The organism is Nonomuraea sp. NPDC050394, assembly GCF_044459065.1.
Taxonomy (GTDB): domain Bacteria; phylum Actinomycetota; class Actinomycetes; order Streptosporangiales; family Streptosporangiaceae; genus Nonomuraea.
Window position 1 is genome coordinate 414,512 of sequence record NZ_JBITIO010000010.1, and the last position, 23,150, is coordinate 437,661.

At 74.1% G+C, this 23,150-nt stretch carries 11 protein-coding genes; 2 read left to right on the plus strand and 9 right to left on the minus strand.

The genetic code is table 11. The annotated features are described in order from the left end of the window. Positions 1-15 precede the first annotated feature (15 nt). From ACIBKY_RS35135 to ACIBKY_RS35160, 6 genes are all read right to left on the minus strand, one after another. Entirely contained in the window at positions 16-5,391 is a 5,376-nt protein-coding gene (locus ACIBKY_RS35135) for an SDR family NAD(P)-dependent oxidoreductase (protein ID WP_397103549.1), read from the minus strand. Next, positions 5,391-8,876, minus strand: a complete 3,486-nt coding sequence (locus ACIBKY_RS35140; RefSeq protein ID WP_397103551.1) for an amino acid adenylation domain-containing protein — start codon at positions 8,874-8,876, stop codon at positions 5,391-5,393. The genes ACIBKY_RS35135 and ACIBKY_RS35140 overlap by 1 nt, the downstream gene beginning before the upstream one ends. Beyond that, entirely contained in the window at positions 8,873-11,860 is a 2,988-nt protein-coding gene (locus ACIBKY_RS35145; RefSeq protein ID WP_397103553.1) for a thioesterase domain-containing protein, read from the minus strand. The genes ACIBKY_RS35140 and ACIBKY_RS35145 overlap by 4 nt, the downstream gene beginning before the upstream one ends. Then, the gene (locus tag ACIBKY_RS35150; RefSeq protein ID WP_397103555.1) at positions 11,857-13,527 is read right to left on the minus strand and encodes a beta-ketoacyl synthase N-terminal-like domain-containing protein; all 1,671 of its coding nucleotides are present in this window, start codon (positions 13,525-13,527) and stop codon (positions 11,857-11,859) included. The genes ACIBKY_RS35145 and ACIBKY_RS35150 overlap by 4 nt, the downstream gene beginning before the upstream one ends. Further along, positions 13,527-14,885 carry a DUF6002 family protein gene (locus ACIBKY_RS35155; RefSeq protein WP_397103557.1) on the minus strand — a complete coding sequence of 453 codons (1,359 nt, stop codon included), beginning with the start codon at positions 14,883-14,885 and terminating at the stop codon, positions 13,527-13,529. Before ACIBKY_RS35155 ends, ACIBKY_RS35150 begins: the two co-directional genes overlap by 1 nt. A gap of 84 nt (positions 14,886-14,969) precedes the next feature. Further along, positions 14,970-15,938, minus strand: coding sequence for a hypothetical protein (locus ACIBKY_RS35160; RefSeq protein ID WP_397103559.1), 969 nt, complete (start codon positions 15,936-15,938; stop codon positions 14,970-14,972). A gap of 545 nt (positions 15,939-16,483) precedes the next feature. Here ACIBKY_RS35160 and ACIBKY_RS35165 point away from each other — a divergent pair. Together ACIBKY_RS35165 and ACIBKY_RS35170 are read left to right on the plus strand one after the other, a co-directional pair. After that, positions 16,484-17,389, plus strand: coding sequence for a 2'-5' RNA ligase family protein (locus ACIBKY_RS35165; protein ID WP_397103561.1), 906 nt, complete (start codon positions 16,484-16,486; stop codon positions 17,387-17,389). Then, the gene (locus ACIBKY_RS35170; RefSeq protein ID WP_397103563.1) at positions 17,386-17,775 is read left to right on the plus strand and encodes a hypothetical protein; all 390 of its coding nucleotides are present in this window, start codon (positions 17,386-17,388) and stop codon (positions 17,773-17,775) included. The genes ACIBKY_RS35165 and ACIBKY_RS35170 overlap by 4 nt, the downstream gene beginning before the upstream one ends. Here ACIBKY_RS35170 and ACIBKY_RS35175 read toward each other — a convergent pair. From ACIBKY_RS35175 to ACIBKY_RS35185, 3 genes are read right to left on the minus strand one after another with little or no spacing between them, the layout of a single operon-like run. Next, positions 17,708-19,705, minus strand: coding sequence for a hypothetical protein (locus ACIBKY_RS35175; protein ID WP_397103565.1), 1,998 nt, complete (start codon positions 19,703-19,705; stop codon positions 17,708-17,710). The two genes, ACIBKY_RS35170 and ACIBKY_RS35175, sit on opposite strands and share 68 nt — an antisense overlap. Then, the gene (locus tag ACIBKY_RS35180; protein WP_397103567.1) at positions 19,702-22,215 is read right to left on the minus strand and encodes a dipeptide ABC transporter ATP-binding protein; all 2,514 of its coding nucleotides are present in this window, start codon (positions 22,213-22,215) and stop codon (positions 19,702-19,704) included. The genes ACIBKY_RS35175 and ACIBKY_RS35180 overlap by 4 nt, the downstream gene beginning before the upstream one ends. Beyond that, positions 22,212-23,150, minus strand: coding sequence for an ABC transporter permease (locus ACIBKY_RS35185; protein ID WP_397103569.1), 939 nt, complete (start codon positions 23,148-23,150; stop codon positions 22,212-22,214). The genes ACIBKY_RS35180 and ACIBKY_RS35185 overlap by 4 nt, the downstream gene beginning before the upstream one ends.

Consider the following 23,150-nt stretch of genomic DNA (forward strand, 5'->3'; position numbering starts at 1 on the left):
CCGGGTGGGTGAGTCCTAGGACATGCGCCGGGCGACGCGGGGGATCGCCGCCGAGGCGGGCGGGGCGGCGGCGGGGGTCGCGCCGCTCTGGGCGGCCCTGAGCGATTCGATCTTGGCCGCCATCTGCGCGATGGTCGGCGCCTCGAACAGGGCCCGCATCGGCAGCCGCACCCCGACCGTGGTTCTGACCTGCGCGATGAGCTGGACGGCGACGAGCGAGTTGCCGCCCAGGTCGATGAAGTCGTCGTCGGCGGCGATGTCCTGCACCCCGAGTACGCCGCTCCAGATCCCGGCCAGCGTCGTCTGCAGCTCGCCCTCCGGCGCCAGGAAGTCGCCGTCGCGGACCACCCGCACGGCCTCGGCCGCCGGCTCCGGCGCGGGCTCGCCGGCGGAGAAACGCCGCTCGCCCTCGATGATCTCGGCGATCGCCATCGAGCTGATCACCATCTGGGCGCCCGCGTCGGCGGCCAGCGCGCGGCGGAACGCCTCGACGCCGTCCACCGGCCGGATGCCGTCGCTCGGCTCCCCGCTCGCCCCGGCGTAGCTCCAGCCGGTCGGCGCGGCCTCGGGCACGTCGCCCAGCGCGGTCACCGTGCCCGGCTCGACCTGGCGTACCTCGAAGTCCTCGATCTCCACCAGGACCTTGCCGGACTCGTCGATGAGCGTGAAGTTCAGCGCCACCATCCGGCTGTCCTTGCGGAAGTCGCCCATGCGCAGGTGGCTGTAGAAGCGGGCGGGCAGCCGGTCGTGGACACGCACGGTCCCGTACGCCAGCGGCATGTACGAGAGCCCCGTCTGGCGGCCGTCGCCGGTGCCGTAGGAGGTGGCGATGTCGAGCAGCACCGGGTGCAGCCCCCACCGGTCCAGGTCGGCGGCCACCGCGTCGATCGCCTCGACCAGGCCGATCTGCTCGCGCTCGCCGAACCAGACCTGCTCGGGGTGGTGCCAGCTCGGCCCGAAGTTGAGCACGCTGTCGTGGACGCCGACGATCTCCTCGGCGCCCGCCTTGCGCAGCCCGCCCAGCAGCGCCTCCAGGTCCACCCGCGCGGGCGGCCGCTCCTCGACCCAGACGGCGCTGCCCCGGGCGTGCATGCCCTCGTGGGTACGCAGCTCCAGCTCGCCGCCGTCCACCGTCACGACCACCTCGCCCGTGGTGCCGGGCCGTACGGCGAGCGGCTTGACGAAGGCCAGGTCGCGCAGCTCGATGACGTGGCCGGGACCCGGGCTGGGCACGACCGCCTCGAACGCCGCCCGCACGCACTCCAGCTGCCCCGTCCCCGGCATGATCGGGACCTCGCCCATCCGGTGCTCGTCCAGCATCGCGTGGGTCTCGGCCGAGACCGGGCCGCGTACCTCGTGGCCGATCCGGCTGCGCAGGATGCCGTGCTCGACGGGCACCGCGGCGGTGACGCCGGCGTTCCTGCCGACGGCGGCCGGGGCGTCGGTGTCGGCGGCCATGCCCACCTCCAGCCAGACACCCCAGTTGAGCGAGAGGACGCGCGGGCCGTCCTTACGGGAGCGGGCGAAGGCGTCCTCGAAGGCGTTGCCCGCCGTGTAGTCCACCTGGCCGAAGCCGCCGGCGATGCCGGTCACCGAGGAGCACAGGGCGACGAAGTCCAGGTCGAGGTCGCCGAAGGCGTTCCAGAGCGCGAGCGTGCCGTAGATCTTGGGGGCGAGTACGGCCTGCGCCTCCTCGCGCTCCTTCAGCTCGACCATGCCGCCGCCGGGCAGGCCGGCCGCGTGCACGATGCCGTCGAGGCCGCCGAGTTCGGCCACCGCCTCCTCGCGGATCCGGCGCAGCCGTACCGGGTCGGTGACGTCGGCGGCGACGACCTTCACTGAGCCGCCCGCGGCCTCGACCCGCCGGATCGCGGCCGCGGCCCGCGCGGTGCGGGGATCGCCCTCGCGCAGCCCCGAACGGCTCAGCAGCACGATCCGCGCCCGCAGCCGGGTGCCGAGCTCCTCGGCCATGGTGATGCCGATGCCGCCGGTGCCGCCGGTGATCAGGTAGCGCCCGCCGGGCTTGAGCACGTCGCCCGGCACGCCGGCGGGCAGCGGCGCAGGACGGAAGCCCCGCTGCCAGCGCCGTCCGTTGCGCAGGGCCAGCGTGCCTTGTTCCGCGGGCCGGCGCAGCTCGGCCAGCAGCGCCTTCACCGGCGTGCCCGCCGGGTCCAGGTCCAGGTGGCGGACGGTCAGGCCGTCGATCTCGACCGGCGCGACCTGGGCGATCCCGGCCACGGTGGCGTGCTCGGGACGGGTCAGGTCGTGGCCAAGCACGTCCTGGGTGCCGTCGGTGACCACGTCGATCCGCACGCCCGCGGCCACCTGCGCGGCGGCCAGCGCCTGCGTCAGCCAGAGCAGGCTGTAGAGACCGTTCTCCTGCGCGGCGGCCGTCGCGTCCGGGTCGGTCCCGGCCGGTTGACCGGTCAGCGGCCAGGCGTGCACGATCCTCGCCGGTACGCCGCCGTCGTTCACCAGCGCCTCTACCAGCGCGTCATAGCCCGCCCGATCGCCCGGCACGAGCGCGTACCCGTCCGCGAGCCGCGCGAAGCCGGGGCCGGGACGCACGGTCACGACCTCCGTGCCCGCCGCCCGCAACGCCGCGACCAGTTCCTCGCCCCGGGCGTCGCCGGAGAAGGCCAGGCACCGGGCGAACGGCTCACCGGCGTCGACCGTCGGCACCTCGTTCCAGGCGGGCACCTCGAACCAGTCGTCGAGACCCCGCGGCCCCGACGGCACCACCGGGGCGGCGACCGCCTCGGGCGCCGAAGGGCTGAGGAAGTGGTACTCCCGCTCGTACGGGTAGCCGGGCAGCGGCGCCCGCCGCCCCGGGACCGGGATGTCCACCGCGACCCCGGCGGTCCACAGCCGCCCGGCCGAGGTCAGCAGCGTCTCGGCCGCGCCCGCCCGCTCGGTCGCCGCGGGCAGGCTGGCCAGCGGCGCCGGGCCGTCCTTCGGTGTCTGCATCCGGGCCAGACCGGCCAGCTGCTTGCCCGGCCCGCACTCCAGCAGCACCCACCGGCCCTCGGCCAGCAGCGTCGCCACGCAGTCGGCGAAACGCACCGGCTGCCGCAGGTGCCTGGCCCAGTACGCGGGTTCCACGGCCTCCTCCGGGGTGATCCAGTCGCCGGTCACGTTCGACAGGAACGGCAGCCGCGGCGCCTGCCTCGGCACCGCGGCGACCACCTCGGTGAACTCGGCCAGGATCGGGTCCATCATCGGCGAGTGGAAGGCGTGCGAGGTGCGCAGCGCGGTGGTCTTGACGTCCTCCTCGTCCTTCAGCCGCGCCGCGAACGCGTCCACCGCCTCCGCCGGCCCCGCCACCACGCAGACTCCGGGGCCGTTCACGGTGGCGATGCCCACGCCCTCGGGCAGCCGCGCCGCCACCCACTCCTCGTCCCGCTGGACGGCCAGCATCGACCCGGCCGGCATCGACTGCATCAACCGGCCGCGGGCGCACACCAGGCGCACCGCGTCGGGCAGGGTGAAGACGCCGGCGAGCGTGGCCGCCACGTACTCGCCGATCGAGTGGCCGATCATGGCCGCCGGTTCGACGCCCCAGTGCTGCCAGAGCTTGGCCAGGCCGTACTCGATCATGAAGAGGGCGGGCTGGGTGCGGCGGGTCTCGCGCAGCAGCGCGTCGGACTCCGGGCCGCGGCCGAACATCGCCGCCCGCGGGTCCTCGCCCAGCTCGGCCGCGGCGATCTCGGCGCACTCGTCGATCGCCGCGGCGAAGACCGGCTCCGTCTCGTACAGTTCCGCGCCCATGCCCGCGTACTGGGCTCCCTGGCCGGAGAACAGCAGCGCGACGCCCGGCGCCGGGTCGCCGGCGGTGCCGGTGAGGAAGCGGCGGCGCTCGCGCAGCGCGCTCACCGCGTCGCCCAGGTCGGCGGCGACCACGGCGGCGCGGTGCTTGTAGACCGAGCGGCCCACGTCGAGCGTGTGGGCGACGTCGTCCAGGACCAGGTCGGCGGTCTTCTCCAGGTGGGCGGCGAGCTGGTCGCGGGCGGTGCTCAGGGCGCCGGCCGTACGGGCAGACAGGCGCAGCAGGCGGGGACGACCCGCGGGGCCGGTTCGCGGGTCGGGCGCGGGCGCCTCCTGGAGCACCACGTGCGCGTTCGTGCCGCCGATGCCGAACGAGCTGACCGCCGCCCGCCTCGGCTCGCCGCCCGCCAGCCACTTGGTGGGCGCGGTGACCACGTAGAACGGGCCGGCGTCGAAGTCGATGGCCGGGTTCGGCTCGTCGAAGTTGATGCTCGGCGGGATCAGGCCGTGCTCCAGCGTGAGCACCGCCTTGATCAGGCCGATCACGCCGGAGGCCTGGCTGAGGTGGCCGATGTTGGACTTCACCGAGCCGATGCCGCACCAGCCGGTGTCCTGGGCGTCGCGGCCGTAGACGCTGGTCAGCGCGGCCACCTCGATCGGGTCGCCGAGCGCGGTGCCGGTGCCGTGCGCCTCGACGTAGCCGACGGTGCGCGGGTCGACGTTCGCGACGCCGAGCGCCTCCTGGATGACCGCGGCCTGGCCCTCGACGCTCGGCGCCGAGAAGCCCGCCTTGCCGGCGCCGTCGTTGTTGATCGCGTTGCCCAGGATCAGGCCCCTGATGTGGTCGCCGTCGGCCTGCGCGTCGCTGAGCCGCTTGAGCATGATCACGCCGGTGCCGCTGCCCCAGATGGTGCCGTCGGCCTTCGCGTCGAACGGGCGTACGTGGCCGTCGGAGGAGGTGAAGCCGTCCATGGACGGGTAGCCGAGCCCCCACGGGAACTCCAGGCACACGCCGCCCGCCAGCGCCATGTCGCACTCGGCGCTACGCAGCGCCTCGCAGGCCAGGTGGACGGCCACCAGCGAGGACGAGCAGGCCGTCGAGACCGTCATGCTCGGGCCGCGCAGGTCCAGGCGGTAGGAGACGGTGGTGGCGATGTAGTCGATGTTGTTGCTGACCGCCACGCCGACGCCGATGGCGCCGAGCGACTGGGCGGCGTGGGTGCGGATGTTCAGCCACTGGTAGACGCTCGGGCCGGTGCCGGTGTAGACGCCGATGTCGCCGTCGAAGCGGGTGGCGTCGTAGCCGGCGTTGAGCAGCGTCGCGTGCGCCTGCTCCAGGAAGACGCGCAGTTGCGGGTCGGCGATCTCGGCCTCGCGCGGGTTCATGCCGAACAGGCCCGCGTCGAAGTACTCCATGTCGCTGATGATCTGGGCGGCGGGCACGAAGGCGGGGTGCTCGACCATCTCGCGGTTGGCGCCCAGCGCGAGCTGCTCCTCCAGCGTGGTCACGGTCAGGGAGTCGTGGCCGGCGACGAGGTTGCGCCAGAACTCCTCGATGCTGGCCGCGCCCGGCACCCGGGCGCTCATGCCGATGATGGCGATGGGCTCGGCGGCGAACTCCGTCACTAGATCCTCCTGCGCTTTTCCTGCCGGCTCCGGCGGGCCTGGGCGCGCCGGTCGGCTCTGTTCAGTTCTGGCGTGCCGGACTCCCCGTCGAGGAAGGCCGCGAGTCCACGGACTGTCGTGTGCTTGAAGAGGTCGACGATGGTCAGCTCCCGGCCGAGCAACGCCGCGAGGCGGGCCCTGACCCTGACCATGGCCAGCGAGTTGCCGCCGGCGTCGAAGAAGTTCGCGGTGGCGCCGACCTCGTCCTCGCGGTCGAGCACCTCCCGCCAGACCCGGGCGACCAGCCGCTCGGTCACCGTGACCGGCCGCGCCGAGTCAGCCATGGGCACCGCCCGCGCCGACTCGGCCAAAGGCACCGCCCGCGCCGAGCCGGCCATCGGCGTCGCCCGCGCCGGGCTCTCGCCCGGCGCGCTGCCCGGCAGCTCGCGGACACCCTCGGCCAGCGCCGCGGCGCCGGGCAGTTCGTGGGCGCCGACCGGGGCGTGCGGGTCGTCCGCCGCCGCCGCGAGCAGGGCGCCGTAGGCCGACAGCAGCCGCTCCACGCGCGCGGCCGTGTACAGGTCGGCGTTGTAGACGCAGTCGATCGCGTACGCGCCGTCGCGCTCGACCGCGTAGATCGTCAGGTCGAACGGCGAGCCGGCCACCCCGGGCACCGCCCGCTCCGAGCGCACCCCGGGCAACGGCAGCCGGGGCTCGGGGAAGTTGTAGACGTTGAACAGCACCTGCACCAGCGGGGCACGGCCGGGGTCGCGGGGGACGGCGACCGCGTCCACGATCCGGTCGAGCGCCACCGCGTGGTGACCGAGGGCGGACAGGAACTCGCCGGCGGCGGCGCGTACCCGGTCGGCGAAGCTGTCGCCGGCGCCCGCGCGCAGCCGGAGCGGCACCACCTCCAGGAAGAAGCCGACCAGGTCGTGGAAGGCCTCGTGCCTGCGGTCGGCCGACGGCGTGCCGACCAGGATGTCGTCGCGGCCGGTGACCCGGCGCACCACCTCGGCGAAGGCGGCCAGCATGGCGGTGGGCGGGGTCGTGCCGAGCTCGACGGCCAGCGTCCTGAGCGCGTCGGAGGTGTGCGCGCCCAGCGTGAGGCTCGCCCGGCCGCCCGCGTAGGTCTGCACCGGCGGGCGGTGGCGGTCGCGGGGCAGGTCCAGCACGACGGGGGCGCCGTCGAGGTGGGTCTTCCACCAGTTCAGGTGGTCCTGGCCGTGTTCGCGTTCCTGGCGGTCGCGCCAGGCCACGTAGTCGGCGAACCGCGCCGGCGGAGCGGGCAGGTCCTCGCCCGCGTAGGCCCGGCCGAGATCCTCCAGGAACGGGCGCTGCGACCAGCCGTCGAAGACCGCGTGGTGGAAGGTGAGCGCCAGCACGTGCTCCCGCTCCCCGAGCCGCAACAGCCTGGCCCGCCACAACGGCCCCGCCGCCAGCTCGAAGCGATGCCCGGACTCCTGCGCCAGCACCGCCTCCAGCCGCTCCTCGGAAACGTCCTCCGCCACCAGCCGCACCGCCGCCGGCGGGTCCACCTCCACGTACGGCACGCCCGCCGCGTCCGGAACCCGCCAGCGCAGGACCTCGTGCCGGGCGATCACCGTGGCCAGCGCGCCGCCCAGCGCGGCCACGTCCAGCGGCCCGTGCAGACGTTCGGCCAGGGCGAGGTTGTAGGCGGTGGCGCCGGGGGCGAGCTTGTCCACGAACCACAGGCGGCGCTGCGCCGGTGACAGCGCGGGCGGGCCGCCGGTCGGCAGCCGCTCCGCCCGCGGACCCGCGGCGGCGGCGCGGGCCGCGAAGCCGCCCAGGGTCCGCCCGGCGAACACGTCCTCCACCGCGACGGCCAGTTCCAGCGTGCTGCCCACGGCCGCGACCAGGCGCATCGCGGCCACCGAGTCCCCGCCCATGGCGAAGAAGTCGTCCTCCAACGCGGCATCCCGGTAACCCAGCACCTGGGTCCACAGGTCGGCCAGCGCGCGTTCGAGCGGAGTCGCGGGCACGGCCGCCGCGACCGTGCCGCCGGGTGTCCGGCCGTCCGCCGGGCCGCCGTCCGGTGTCCGGCCGTTCCCGGCCAGGGCGCGCAGGGCCAGGCCGTTCACCTTGCCCGAGGGGGTCAGGGGGAGGGCGGCGAGCCGTACCAGCTGGGCGGGGACCATCGCGGCGGGCAGGCGCTCGGCGCAGTGGGCGAGGAGGTCGGACGCGTCCGCGTCCGGGCTGCAGAAGGCGACCAGCCGCGGACCCGAGGGTCCGTCCACGGCCTCGACCACCGCGTGCTCGACCGACGGGTGGGCCCGCAGGACGGTCTCGACCTCGCCGATCTCCACCCGCTGCCCGCGGATCTTGACCTGGCGGTCGCTCCGGCCCAGGAAGTGCAGGCCCTCGTCGTCGCGCCTGGCCAGGTCGCCGGTGCGGTAGAGGCGGGCGCCGTGTCCGGCGGGGTCGGGCACGAAGCGGTCGGCGGTCAGCGCGGGACGGCCCAGGTAGCCTCTGGCCACGCCGGTGCCGCCGAGCAGCAGTTCTCCGGTGCAGCCGTCGGGCACGGCACCGGCCGTCTCGTCGAAGACCGCCGCCGTGTAGCCGGGCAGCGGGGCGCCGATCGGAAGGGAGCGCTCCCAGCGGCCGCGCGCCTCGAAGGAGGTGGCCCAGACGGTCGCCTCGGTGGGGCCGTAGCAGTTGAGGAAGCGCTTGCCGGTCGAGGTCCAGCGCTCGACCTGCTCGGGCCCCGGGGCCTCGCCGCCGGTGATGACGGTACGCCACTCCGGCAGCCCGGCCGGTTCCAGCAGGGTCAGCAGCACCACCGGGATCCAGCCCCAGTCGACCCGGTGCCCGGCGACGAACCGCTGCAGCCGGGCGGGGTCGGCCCGGTCGGCATCCCCGGCCAGTTGCAACGCGCCGCCGGTGGCCAGCGTGACGAAGATGTCCAGCACGGACAGGTCGAACGTGAGCGCGGCGAACCCCAGCGCCCGGGTGTCCGGCCCGGCCCCGGTGTGCCGGGCGAAGCCGTCGGCGAAGGCCGCCACGCTGTGCTGCTCGACCACCACGCCCTTGGGCCGCCCGGTCGAGCCCGAGGTGTACAGGACGTAGGCGGCGTTGCCCGGCCCGGCGCCCGACGGCGGACACGGGCCGCCGCCGTCACCGTCGTCGGCGCGCACCCTCCGCACGCCGGTGAACCCGGCCGCGGTGTCGTCGTCGACGATCACGGTCGTGATGCCCGCGTCGGCGAGGATCTCCCCGCGCCGGACGGGCGGGCCGTCCGGGTCGAGCGGCACGTACGCGCCACCGGCCCGCAGCACGCCCAGGATCGCGACGATCATCGACGGCCGGCGCCGCAGGCACACGCCCACCAGCGTCTCGGGGCCGACGCCGTGGGCGCGCAGCCGTACCGCCAGCCGCTCGGCACGGGTGGCGAGCTCGCCATAGGTGAGCACGTCCGCCCACTGCCGGACGGCCACCGCGCCGGGCCGCCGCGCGGCCCGGGAGAGGATGAGATCAGCCAGGCTCACGCGAGACCTCCGGGAGTCGCGGGATCGACCAGGTGCAGACGCAGTTCGTTGAAGTAGCCGCGGCCCCGCGCGTCGGGCAGCCACGCCTGCCCGGGACCGGGAAGCAGCTCGGTGATCGTGACCTTCACGCCGTCGCCCGCGCGCGCCTTGGCCGAGCGCAGCATCATGCAGAGCATCGAGGCGTAGAACGGGCTGGTCAGATCGACGTAGGTGGGTTTGATCTCGCTGCTCAGCTTGACGAAGACCTGCTCAGGCAGGCCCAGTGCCAGGCGCCAGCGGCGTACGGCGAGGTAGCGCCCGCGCTCCCCGGCCACCTCGGTCAGGCCGCTCTCCCCGGCCGTGGTCCGCCAGGTCTCCCGGGCGACGACGAGCCTGCCGATGGAGATGCGCGGCGTGTGCCCGCCGGCGGCGGGCAGCTTGAAGCCGTCGACCGCGTGGATCGCCAGAAGCTCGGAGAACACCTCGACGAGCGGCCAGCGCTGCCCGTCCGGCGCGACGGCGACCAGGTCGCCGCCGAGGTCGCGGACCTGGATCGAGGTCGCGGGCAGGAACGTGGCCGGGTCCGCGCCGGGCGCGGCGGTCCAGCCGAGCCGCCGCAGGCCGGGACCCGCCAGCGCGCGCGAGACCCTGCCCGTGTGCAGCGGCCAGGTGTCGGGGTAGAGCGGCGCGAGACGTTTCGGCCCGATGTCGGCGTCGAGGGCGTCGGCGAGCGCGCGGGGGTCCGGATGGGCGCCGGTGAACACCCAGGTGTCGAACGTTGGCCAGGCCGCGTGCATCTCGCCGAGCACGACCGTGTAGTCGCCTCGGTTGACCGCGTCCGCGTCGGGCGCGCAGATCTGCAGGTCGGGCGCGTGCAACCGGCCCGCCCACCAGCCGGGGCGCGCCGCCGGGAAGGTACGCGCCACCGCTCCGGCCAGCTCGGCGGCGGTCAGCCGTACCTCGGAGGTGTCGTCGGGCAGGTCGTCCAGGCCGAACACCGCGCGCCAGCGGGCGGCGAAGCCGGCCGCCACCTCGTCCACCGGCCGCCGCGCCGAGCCGAACAGCGCGCCCTGGGCCAGGTACCACACGTCGGCCAGCAGGACCTCGCCCTCGGTGTCGGCCCGCAACTCGTCGAAGAGCTCGCGCAGCGCGTCGCCGTAGACCCTGACCAGTTCGACGGTCAGCCAGCGGGCGGCCTGGAGCATCAGCGCCATCGGCTCGGCGAGGTCGTCGAGGAGCTGACCGCCGAAGACCACGCGCAGGTCGCGGGTGGTGTCCTCGTAGAGCAGGCCACGACCGGCGTAGGTCTGCCCGGGGCGGCGCACGGTCTCGCCGGCGACCGAGGTGAACCGGTCGTCGAGCGCCAGCAACGCGGCCAGAAGCTCTTCGGGATCGCCCGCCGCGCCGGCCACCCGGTCCCGGGCGGCGCGCAGGTCCTTGAACACGGCCAGCGCGCCGGCGTGGCCCGCGCGGGTCAGCAGCTTGTGCACGTGCCGCTCGGCCTCCTCGGTGACCGGCACGTTGCCCGTCCAGTCGATCAGCTCGCGCTCGGCCAGCATGTCGAGGGTCAGGTAGACGTCGTCGGGCGACCTGAAGCCGGCGGTGCCGACCAGCTCGCCGGCGATCTCCACGGCGGGCCGCCCGTCGCAGCGGCTCAGCACGGCCTCCTCGGCCGCCGAGATCGGCACCGGCGGGAAGGCGGGGCGCAGAAGCTTGCGTCCGGCCAGGGTCAGGTGGGGCTGGAGAATCGGCGGGTAGCCGCGGCGTACGGCGGGGTCCTCGGCGAGCTTGGCGGCCAGGGCCCTGAGCGCCCAGTCCTCGAAGCGGACGCGGCGGCTCGCCAGCAGACCGGGGCCGGGCTCGGCGGTGACCGCGGGGCCGTCCGCGCTGATCCCGGCCCAGGTGACCGGGCCGAAGAAGCCGACGCTGTCGTTCTTGGCGGTGTAGCGCTGCCAGTACTTGAGGATGATCTGCTCGCGTTCGCGGCGCTTGTTGTTGCGGTTCTGGCCGGGGCCGCCCTTGACCAGGCCGTCGAGCGCGGCCAGGGCGGTGCGGTTCTGCCAGGTGACGGCCTCGCGGAACAACGGGTCGGCGGCCAGCTCGCAGGCGTCCTCGCTGCCCGCGGCGAGCGCGGCGGCCAGCGTCTTGGCGAAGGTCTCCTCGTCGAGTTCCCCGGCGAGGAAGGCGTCGGCGGCCCGCGCGCACTCGGGGGCGGAGAAGCGCGCCAGTCCGTCCGCGGGGAAACCGGTGCTGCGCAGCACCGCGTCCTTCCACACCGACCAGCCCGTCCCGCCCAGCGGGAGCAGGTGGCGCGGCTGCCTGCCGAGGTCGTGACAGATCGCGTCCAGGATCTGCGGGGCGCGCTCGTGTACGAAGAAGTGGCCGCCGGGCTCGATCCGCAGCTCGAAGCCGGCCGTGCTCTCGCGGCGCCAGCCGTCCACGAGCCCGGGGTCGATGGAGGGGTCGTCGCGGCCGGCGAAGGCCGTGATCGGCACCTCCAGCGGGGCCTCGCGCTGGTAGACGTAGGTGTCCAGCCAGGCGAAGTCGGCGCGGAAGACCGGCAGCAGCAGCTCGCGCATCTCGGGGTCGTCGAGGATCTCCCGCGGCATCCCGCCGAGCTCGGTCAGCCGCGCGAACAGCGCCTCGTCGTCCGCCCTGGCCAGCTCCGACAGCGGTTCGACCGTGTCGGGCGCGCGGCACGCGCTCACGTACAGCGCCAGCGGCGGCTCCTCGCCGCGCCTGCGCAGCTCCCGCACGACCTCGAAGCCCAGCCGCCCGCCCATGGAATGCCCGAAGATCGCGTACGGCCGGCCGCCCGCCTGCCCCGCGATGTCGTCGGCGAGCTGGGCCACGTCCACGTCCGGTGGCTCCAGGAAGCGGGCCTCCCGTCCGGGCAGCGCCACGGGGCGCACGTCCAGCCGGTGCCCGGCGATCGCCGGCCAGGCGCGGAAGGCGCTCGGCGCGCCTCCGGCGTAGGGGATGCAGAAGAGGATGGGGGTGGTCATCGCGGAATCTCCGACCAGTACGTGCGTCGCTCGAACGGGTAGCCGGGCAGCGGAACCCGGCGGGCGCCGGGATGCTCGGGCGGAGTGACGGGCTCGCCCCGCACCCACCGCTCGGCCGGTCCGTACGAGGCGCCGCCCGTCCGGGGAGCCGGGACCACGGTGCCCGGCGCGGCGGTGGCCAGGGCGGCGACGGCGCCGGGGAGGTCTTCCGCCAGGACGGCCGTGCGGTGGGTGAAGAAGTGGCGTCCGTTCCACAGGGTGTGGGCGACGTCGTCGAGGCGGAGGCCGGGATGGGCGGTGAGGTGGGCGGCGAGGGCGGCCGCGAGCTTGGAGAGCGCCTCGGGGGTGCGGGCCGACAGGGGGAGCGCGTGCCGGCCGGAGACCGGGGGGCGCTCGGGTGGTTCCGGGGGCTGTTCGACGATGACGTGGGCGTTGGTGCCGCCGAGCCCGAACGAGCTGACTCCGGCCCGTCGTATGGGATCCTCCCAGGTCACGGTCTGCTGGGGAATCACGAACGGCACATCCCCCAGATCCGTATTTTTCGTCTTGAAGTGGAGGTTGGCCGGAATCAGCCCGGTCTGTACGGCGAGCACCGCCTTGATCAGCCCCACGGCCCCGGCGGCCGCGTCAAGGTTGCCCAGGTTGGTCTTGACCGACCCCAGCATCAGCGGCCCCTGGAACACCCGCGCCAGCGCCGCCACCTCGATCGCGTCGCCCACCGGCGTACCGCTGCCGTGAGCCTCCACGAACCCGACGTCGCCCGGCTTCAGCTCCGCCCCCGCCAGCGCCTCGGCCACCACGGCCGCCTGGCCCTCCAGCCCGGGAGCGGCGAACCCGGCACGGGCCGCGCCGTCGTTGGCGACCGCCCAGCCGCGCAGCACGCCGTACACGTGGTTGCGATCGGCGAGCGCGTCCTCCATGCGCTTGAGCGCGAGCACCGCGACCCCGCTGCCGTAGGCCGCGCCCTGAGCGGCGGCGTCGAACGCGCGGCATCGGCCGTCCGGGGCGACCATCCCGCCCTCGACGTGCTTGAAGCGCGGCTCGATGACGCTCACCCCGCCCGCCAGCGCCAGGTCGCAGCGGTAGTCGAGCAAGCTCTGCGCCGCCTGGCAGACCGCGACGAGCGAGCTGGAGCAGGCGGTCTGCACGGCCACCGCCGGGCCGGTGAGACCCAGCCGGTAGGCGGTCTGCGCGGGCAGGTAGTCGGCCGCCCAGCCGGGGGCCAGCCGTTCCTCCCAGTCGTCGGGCCGGCCTTCGGCCAGGAGCCGGTACAGGAAGTACCGGTTGACCGCGGAGCCGGCGAAGACGCCGACGACACCGTCGTAGAAGCCGGGGGCGTGGCCGGCGTCCTCCATGCACGCCCACGCCTGCTCGACGAAGAGCCGCTGCTGCGGGTCCATGCGCACGGCCTCGTCCTCCGGCACGCCGAAGAAGCCGGCGTCGAAGCCCTCCACACCGTCCACCCGGCCGCCGTACGGCACGTGCGCGGGGTCGGCGATCAGCCGGTCGGGCAGGCCGAGCGCGCGCAGCTCCGCCTCGGTGTAGTCGTGCACGGAGTCCACGCCGTCGAGGAGGTTGCGCCAGAGCTCCGCCACCCCGGCCGCGCCGGGGAAGCGGCCGGCCATGCCGACGATGGCGATCTCGTCGCCGGTGTACGAGCCGTCCATCAGCCGAGGACCGCCCGGGCCACGTCCTCGGCGCCGTTCACCATGATCTGGGCGGAGCGGGGCAGCACCTCGTAGTCGGCGGTGGAGTAGCTGCCCGAGCCGTGCACCACCACGTCACGCGGCGCCTCGACCAGGCCGCGGTCGATCGCGTTCAGCACCCCGGTCAGCGCCATGACCAGCGACCATTCGCGCAGCGTCCGGAAGTCGGCGGGCAGTTCGCAGCCGGTGCCCGCGAGCATCTCGCGCAGCCGCGGATAGCGCTCGACGCACTCGGCCAGCGAGACCACGATGCCGTCGCCGCCGTGCCTGGCGATCAGTTCGTTCATGGCCGGTGAGGTGGCGGGGCGGTGGGTGTAGAAGGTCGGGTCGAGCACCTCCGCCGGGTCGTAGGTGACCTGCGGGAAGCGGGGGTCGGCGCTCTGCACGTAGCGCCCGCCCACCGCCTTGTAGACGGGCGCGTTGTCCCGCTCGAAGCCGCCGTGACGCAGGTTGAGCACCATGTCCGGGGTGCCGAGGTGCTGCACCAGCAGGCTCGCCGGACGGGCCGCCGGGTCGGCCAGGCCGGCGAGCTCCAGGACCTCGCGGCCGCGGTGGTAGCCCAGCAGGCCGAAGGCGCTGGAGACCGCGTGCGCGTGCAGCCGCGGCCCGTCGTCGGGGGCGGCGCGCTGCTCGAAGAACGCGCGGGCGGTGTCGGCCACCAGGTAGTTGCCCAGCTCCAGCGAGAACCACAGGTTGCCGCCGGCGGCGCGGAACTCGCCCGCGTACTTGTCGGCGAACCGGCGGCCGACGGCCTTGACGTCCTCCGGGTGCTCGCCGCCGTAGACCAGCATCGGGTTGAGCGCGGCCAGGGCCGGATCGGACGACAGGCGCGAGGCGCGCAGCTTGGCCTGGCACGATTCGGGCGCCAGGATGACCACGCGCAGCTGGGCGGGGTCGGCCAGGCCGTGCTCGATCGCGCGCAGCACCGCGTCGCGCAGGGCGGTGCCCTTGTTCGCCGAGGTGGGGGAGAAGATCGTGATCGGCTCGCCGTGGCGGCGGATGTACTCCACCGCGCGGGCCACGATGAGCAGCGAGGCGAACGTCTTCGTGGTGCCGGTGCCCGGGTTGCCGGTCAGGTCGAGGAGGCTGAGGTCGTGCCCGCCGTAGTCGCCGAGCGGCCGCCACGCCGCCGTCGCCACGTCGAGGAAGCCGCGTACATCGTCGTCGAGCTCCGGCAGCAGGAAGCCGGGGGAGAAGCCGGCCGGCTCCCTGACCGGCTCCGGGTCGGCGACGCAGGCCGCGATCGAGCGGGGCAACTGGTCGTAGAAGTCGGTCAGCAGGTTGGCGGTCGTCTCGACGGTGCGTAAGGAGTTCGGCATGGCGTCAACGCCCCTCTTCCTGGCGATGGTCCTGGTGGGACCGTGGTGGTGCGGCGGTTCCGGGTTCGGGACCGCTGAAGTGGGTCAGGCCGGTTCGCGGCCGGTGTCCTGCCGGTCGGCCGCGGCGCGGCGCAGCCGGGTTCTGAGCTGATCGAGGGCGGCGGTGGCCGGCTCCAGGTCGGTGACGGGGAAGCCGTCCGCGAGGTCGGGTGCGGCGGCGGCCAGCTGTTCTCGTGCGGCGGGCGCGAAGGTGACGCGGCCGTCTTCGACGACCACGCCGTCGCGCAGGGCCGCCCGCTGGTTGAAGTCGACCGCCTCCTTCTCCTCCATGCCGTACGGCAGGCGCAGCCGTATCCCCGAGGCGAGCGAGGCGTGGACCGGATACCCGCCGGGCAGCCCCAGCGGTCCGGGCAGGTGGGTGGGCACGTCGTGGCCCGCGACCAGGGCGGCGACCAGCCGGGCGGCGGCGAGGCCGGTGACGTGGTTGAGCTCGGCGCGCCCGGCGGCGCGCTGGGCGGCCAGCAGCCCGCCCACGTCCGCCAGTTCCCGATCCAGTCCCCGATCCTCTTCCCGATCCGCTCCCTGATCTCCGCTTCGATCTCCGCTTCGATCTCCGCCCCGGTCTTCGTCCCGGAGCCAGGCGCGCGCCTCCGGGTGGCCGTCCAACGGCGGATAGAGGTGGCTGTGGTGGGCGAGCATCCGCAGGTCACGCTGGTCGGACAGGCCCAGGGCGGCCTGCGCGCTCGCGGCGAGCAGCGCCGCGTTGCCGACGCCGCACCACAGGGGCAGGCCCAGCGCCGCGGCGAGGGGGTTCACCGCGTCGGGGAAGCAGGCGTTGATCACCCAGGTCCCCGCGGGGGCCGCACGGGCGACCCGGAGCGCGGCCTCCGCCTGGAAGGGCAGGGTGACCCCGAATCCCGCCTTTTCCAGGAATTCCGTCCATTTGGAGGGGGAATTCTGGCGTTCCCACGGTGACTGGGTGGACGCGGCGACGAGCACGCCATTGGGAACGATCTGACCGAGCGTCTCCGCGAGTGCTTCATTGCTGGTCAAGCTGCTTTTCCGGGCCTCGAAGACGACCGGGGTGCCGGAAAGTGCTGCACGAGTTGACGACACATAGGCGACTTCGTGTGATTTGTCGATGTTACGGCCGAGTACCACAACACGGATCGGGCTGGTCGCGACCACGGCGAGCGAGTAACAGAATGCTCGAGCCAGGCTCCCCGTCCCGACCAGGGCCAATACGGTGGCATCGCTCATGCTGAGCAGGCCTGTTTGAATATTGAACAAAAAAGGTGGTGCACGATCAGACCCCCAACGGACCGACTGGCAATGCAGTCGCTAAGGGTGTTTCCCCGTCGGCCACCACCCGCAGTTGGGTGACCGGGGACCCATACTGGTTGTGGGTCATCTGACATGTCAATACCGGGATATGTCGCGATATAAAGTCGGCATCATGGATATTTCGTGGAATGAAGTAGGGGCGTGAGCTGGCATTTCCTTTGGTAAACAAACTTTGCTTCCAGGGGTAATGCCAGGTCAAGGGTGATCATCCTGAGTCGCGGCTCGAACGCCGGCCCCATGGGATACTTCCGGCCATGTTCACCCGAGGCGAGACCGCGCTGACGGTCACCGTGCCCGCCGCCGAGCAGGTCGTGGGCCCGTGGCGGCAGCGCTACGACCCGTCGACCGCCTACGGCGTGCCCGCCCACGTGACCGTCCTCTACCCGTTCCTCGACGCCGCCCGGGTGGACGAGGGCGCGCTGCGCGAGCTGTTCGCCTCCCGCGAACGCTTCGATCTGGTCTTCGAGCGGTTCGCGCGGTTTCCCGGCGTGGTCTACCTGGCTCCCGAGCCCGCGGAGCCGGTCAGGAAGCTGACCGAGGCCGTGGTGGCGCGGTGGCCGCAGGCGCAGCCGTACCAGGGGAAATATGGGGAGATCACGCCGCACCTCACGGTCGGGCAGGGGCTGGACGACGAGAGCGCGGCCGCGATCGAGCGCGGCCTGAGCGGGCTGCCGGTGCGGATGCGGGCCAGCGGCGTGACGCTGGAGGTCTTCGACGGCGAGACGTGGCGGCGGCGGGCGTGCTTCCCCTTCGGGGAGGTCGGGGAGGCGGAGTTCGCCTACCCGGGGCCATTGCGCGACAAGCTGGTCGCGGCGATCCTGGCCGGGCGCAAGACCGCGACGAGTTCGCTGCTGGCCGACTACGAGCACGAGGACGAGCCGCTGCCGGTGGCGGGCTCCTGGGACGCGCTGGTCGACTCCGCCGGGCGCCGCGTGGCGCTGCTGGAGACCACCGAGGTGAAGGTCGTGCCGATCCGCGAGATCGACGAGCGCTTCGCCTGCGACGAGGGCGAGGACTACGCCGGGGTCGCCGAGTGGCGGGCCGGTCACGAGCGCTTCTGGCTCAGCCCCGAACACGTGGCCTACCTGGGTGGCGCGCCCGTGATCGACGACGACACCCTCGTGGTGACCGAACGCTTCCGCGTACTGGAGACCCTGTGAACGACGGAGACTACGGCCTGCCCGGCTCGCTGGAACGTGTCCTGGACGAGATCGCCGGCGAGCGGCGGGCCCAGGACGTGCGCTGGGGCATCCAGGACATTCCCGACGGCACCTCCCCTTCCCGTACGCCCGCCGCCGACGCCGCCAAGCGCGAGACCTCGGCCGCGTTCGACGACGGCACGCTGACCTGGCGCCACATCCTGGCCGAAGAGGTGCTTGAGGCGTTCGCGGAGTCCGACCCCGAGGCGCTGCGCACCGAGCTGATCCAGGTCGCCGCCGTCGCGGTGAAATGGGCCCAGGCGCTCGACCGCCGCGTGGTCACGGCGGGAACGTCCCCAGCCCTTCGTGCGACACCCGCCACCCCTCGGGAAACCGGCCGGCCATGAGCGCCACGGCCGCGAGCAGCCCGCCGTTGGCCGGCAGGTAGACCGACAGCCCGCCGGGGAACTGCGGCACGTGCCCGGTCGGCAGGTAGTGGTTCTTGCGGGTGTCCATGAGCAGCGCGTCGACCGCGTCGCCCGGACGGCCGAGCCGCGTGGCGCACATGGCCAGCACCGGGTAGTCCCACCCCCACGTGCTCCCCAGATCCCAGGTACGCAGCACCCGGTCGAACGTGGCCGACATGACCCCGGGATCGATCAGCGGGGTGGCCGGCAGGAAACCGAGCGCCATGAGCATCGACGGGTGGTCGTCGGGCAGCGTGTACGGCTCGGTGGCGACCGCCGCGTACACGCCGTCGCGCACCGGCGGCCTGGCCAGCCCGCGCAGCACCACGTCCCATGCGGGCTCGCGCTCCAGGCCGAGCCGCTCACGCCACTCCTGCGCGACCCGCAGGCCCCAGTGCCAGTAGGCCAGCTCGAAGGTGGGGTCGGCGGTGCGGGCCCGGTCGGGGAAGTACGTCTCCTGCGCCGGGACCAGCGGCGGTCCGAGGTGGTGGACGCCGTCCTCGTCCGGCTCGGCGTAGGAGGCCATGAAGTCGGCCGTGGCGAAGACCAGGTCGGAGTAGCGCTCCAGCGCACCCGGCACGCCGTTGTGCCGGAGCAGTTCGGCGTAGTGGATGGGGTGCGGCTGCTGCCAGATGATGAAGGCGCCGATCGGGCTGGGCGCCTCGCGGCCGTCCGGGCCCACCTGCTTGGGCCAGCGCGCGCCGGCGTACCCCTGCTCGGCGGCGGTCCGGCGGGCCGAGCCCAGGATCGCCCGGTACCAGCCGAGACCGCGTTCGAGCAGCTCGGGCCGCCCCCACAGCACGAAGTGGGCGGCGTGCCACCAGTGCATCTCCAGGTGGAACTTGCCGCCCCAGGAGTTGTGCACGAGTCCCGACTCCTGCGGCGGCGCCGAGCCCGAGCAGTGTACGGCGGTCAGGTACTGCGAGAGCACCACCCGCCGCTCCAATTCGCCCGCCCGCGGATCGGCGCTGCCTTCGAAGCTGACCGCCGCGCCGGAACTCCAGTACGCCCGCCAGTACCCGGCCGCCGCCTGCGCCACCGCGTCGAAGGCGGGCGGCTCGTCCGGCGGCTCGGCGGAGAAGGCGGCGCTCAGCCTCAGCTCCGCCGCGCCGGTACCCACCACCGGGCCGGGCCCCCAGCGCCCGTCGGTCCGCACCCGCACGTGGTAGCGCGCGTCGCCGACCTCACGCGTGATCCCCTCCGGCCCGTAGCGGGTGGCCTGCGACAGCCGCTCGCCCGGGGAGAGCGGATCGCGCTGCCCGGGAAAGGTGATCGCGACGCCGAGCGCACCGGCCGCGAGCAACGGCGAGCGCACCCGAGTGGCGACCACGTCCAGCTCGGGATGGACCACGGTCCGCACCTCGACCGGCTGCCCGCCGAGCAGGAAGGCCGAGCGCACGTCGCCCGTCCACAGGTCGAGCTCCACGCGTGTCTCGGTCAGCTCCAGCGCCGGGTCGAACCGCAGCCCGATCCGCCCGAGATCCAGCCGCCGCGGATTGGCGTAGAGCCAGCCGCCCGCGTCGGCGGAGGCCACGCCGTCCGCCCCGATCCGCATCCGGTCGGGGTAGCGCACCGTGCGGGTGCGGGTGGGATAGTCAGTCGCCGCCTCCTCCAGCCTGTACGGCACGCCGGGATCGGTGGAGTACCACCCCCAGCTCGACTGGATCCGCAACGGCACCGGGAAGTCGTCAGGATCGAAGACCCCGGGCGCGCGCCGGGGCGGCAGCTCGTGCGCCTCCGGGAACGTCTGCAGCCCGGTCACGTCCACGTTGACCGCGAAGTCGCCGTTGCCCAGGCTGAGCGTGCACGACGGATGCCAGGAGGTGAGCACCACCGAGTGCCGCCGCACCAGCCGCTCCCTGTCGATCACGCCTCCTCCTTCGCGGCCAGGCCAAGCCGCGCCGCGCGCCGGGCCGCCTGCCGGTCCGGGTCGGGCACCAGCGCCGACAGCAGCAGCCGCCGCGTGTACGGATCACGCGGATCGGTCGTCACCTGCTCGGCGTCGCCGGTCTCGACCAGCACCCCCTGCGACATGACCGCGACCCGGTCGCTGACGTTGCGCACCACCGCCAGGTCGTGCGAGATGAACAGGTAACTCACCCCGGTGTCGCGCTGGATCTCGGTGAGCAGGCCGAGCACCTGCGCCTGCGTCGAGACGTCGAGCGCGGAGACGGGCTCGTCGCAGATGATCAGGCGCGGGCCGAGGGCGAGCGCGCGGGCGATGGCCACCCGCTGGCGCTGCCCGCCGGACAGCTCGCGGGCGCGCCGCGCCCCGGTGCCCGCCGGTAGCTCGACCCGGTCCAGCAGCAGGGCGATGCGCCGGTCGGCCTCGGCCCGGTCGGCCACGCCGTGCGCGAGCAGCGGCTCGACCAGGATGTCGTGGATGCTCATGGCCGGGTTGAGCGAGCTGAACGGGTCCTGGAAGACCGCCTGGATCTGGCGGGCACGGGCCCGGCGGGCGGGAAGCGGCTGCCCGCCGTACCGGATGGAGCCGCCGACGACCGGCGCGAGGCCCAGCACCGCGCGGCCGAGCGTCGTCTTGCCCGAGCCGGACTCGCCGACCAGCCCGAGCGTCTCGCCCTCGCCGACGGTCAGGCTGACCTCCTTGAGCACCCGCACCGGCGGGCGCCGCAGGCCGCGCTGCGGGTAGTCCACCCGCAGCCGGTCGATCTCCAGCAGCGGCGCCCCGACCGCCGCACTCCGCTCCCGCCGCGCGGCATTGTGCGGGTTGGCCGCCAGCAGATCCTTCGTGTACGGCTGCGCCGGCTGGGCGAACAGCGTCCGGGTGGGCGCGCTCTCCACGAGGCGCCCGTCGCGCATCACCGTGACCCGGTCGCACATGTCCGCCACCACGCCCAGGTCGTGGGTCACCAGCAGCACCGCCATGTCGCGTTCACCGCGCAGGGAACGCAGCAGGTCGAGCACCTCGGCCTGCACGGTGACGTCCAGCGCCGTGGTGGGCTCGTCGGCCACCAGCAGCTCGGGGTCGCAGGAGATGGCTCCGGCGATGAGCACGCGCTGGGCGGTGCCGCCCGAGATCTCGTGCGGGTAGGCGCGGTAGATGCGCTCGGGCTCGGCGATCCCCACCCTGGCCAGCAGTTCGAGCGCGCGGCGCCGGGCGGCCCGCCCGGACAGGCCGAGGTGCGCGCGCAGCGGCTCGACGAGCTGGCTGCCCACGCGGAAGCTCGGGTCGAGGTTGGACATCGGCTCCTGGGAGACGTAGCCGACGCGGGGACCGCGGACGCGGTTCAGCTCGCGCTCGGTCAGCTCGGTCAGTTCGGCCCCGGCGAAGCGGACCGACCCGGCGGCGACCCGGCCGCTCGGGGGCAGCAGGCCGAGGGCGGCCAGGACGGTCTGGGTCTTGCCCGAGCCGGACTCGCCGACCAGGCCGACGACCTCGCCCGGCCGTACCTGGAGGTCGACGCCGTCGACGACGGTGACCTCGCCGCCTGCCGTACGGTGCGTGACCGTGAGGCCGGATATGGCGAGCAGGGCGCCGTCGGCGGGAGCCGGGGCGGGGGAGGAGGCGGCGGGCCGGCGGGTAGAGGGGGCGCGGCCCGCCGCCTGGATCGGGGTGTCCTCGAGCGCGTCGCGTACGGCGTTGCCGAGGACCGTCACCGCGAGCACGGTCGCGGCGATGGCGAGACCGGGCCAGATCGACAGCCACGGGGCGCGGAAGACGTTGGCGGCGGCGTCGTTCAGCATCGCGCCCCAGCTGGCGGCGCCGGGCTCGCCGAGGCCGAGGAAGTCGATGCCGGCCTGGAGCAGCAGGGCCGCGCCGAACAGCAGCGGCGCCTGCACGATGATCGCCGAGCGGACCACCGGCAGCACGTGCCTGCGCACGACGCGCAGGTCGGACAGCCCGGACACGCGGGCGGCGTCGATGTAGAACTCGCCGCGCACCCGCATGGTCGCGGCGCGGACGAGCCGGTAGATGGACGGCGAGGCCAGGAAGCCGACGAACGCCATGGTGCCGACGAGGTCCGGGCCCATCACCGCGACGAAGGCCAGCACGACGATGAACGCCGGCAGCGCCATGAGCAGGTTGAACAACCAGCTCGCCACCGCGTCCGCCCAGCGGGCGAAATATCCGGCCAGCGTCCCGGCCACGACGCCCATCACCAGCGCCACCCCGGCCGCCAGCAGCGCGCCCGACACGGTGGCACGGGTGCCGTGCAGCAGCCGGCTGAGCACGTCGCGGCCGGAGCCGTCGCCGCCGAGCGGATGCCCGGGGCCCGGGCCGGCCAGGGCGGCCCGCAGGTCGACCTGGTCCGGTCCGTACGGCGCCAGCCACGCCCCGGCCACCGCCGCGACGACGACCAGCAGCAGCACGACGGCGGCCGCGAGCGCGGCGGGCCGGCGGAGAAGGGATCGGCTCATGGGGTGCGCACCTTCGGGTCGAGCCAGCTCACCAGCAGGTCGACGACCAGGTTGACGGTGAGCACGATGAGCACGCCGACCACCACCACGCCCAGCACCACCGGGATGTCGGAGCGGCTGGAGGCGGCGGCGGCCAGGCTGCCGAGCCCGTTGATCGCGAAGATCTGCTCGACGATGATGGCCCCGCCGAGCAGGCCGATGAACTGCAGGCTGACCACGGTCAGCGCGGTGGGCGCGGCGTTGCGCAGCACGTGGCGCAGCAGCAGCCGGCGCCGGGGCAGGCCCCGGCTGCGCAGCGTGCGCACGTAGTCCTGGTTCAGCACGGCGGCCACCGCGTTGCGGGTCTGCGCCGCCACTGCCGCCACCGACCCGGCGGCGATCGCCACGACCGGCAGCAGCAGCGAACGCGCCCAGTCGGCCGGGCTCTCCGCGAACGCCACGTACCCGGTCGCCGGCAGCCACCGCAACTGCACCGCGAAGACGATGACCAGCAGCAAGGCCACCCACATCCCCGGTACGGCGAAGCCGAGCGCCGCCGCGACCTGTAGGGCCCGGTCCAGCCAGCCGCGCCGCAGCGCCGCCGCCATGCCGAAGGCGATGCCGGTCACCGCCGAGACCAGCGTCGCGATGACCGCCAGCGAGACCGTGATGGGCAGCCGGGCGGTGATCGTCTCGACCACCGGCAGCCCGGTGAACCACGACACCCCCAGATCCCCTTGTACGGCCCCGCCCAGCCATTCCAGGTAGCGCACGCTCACCGGCCGGTCCAGCCCGAGCTCCACCCGCTTGGCGGCGACCTGCTCGGGCGTGGCCGTCATGCCGAGCAGGTTGTGCGTGGGGTCGGGGACCAGCGTGGTGAGCAGCGAGGTGAGCGCGGTGATGACGACGAGCAGGACGCCCGCCGCGATCAGCCGCCGCGACAGCAGCCTGAGCAC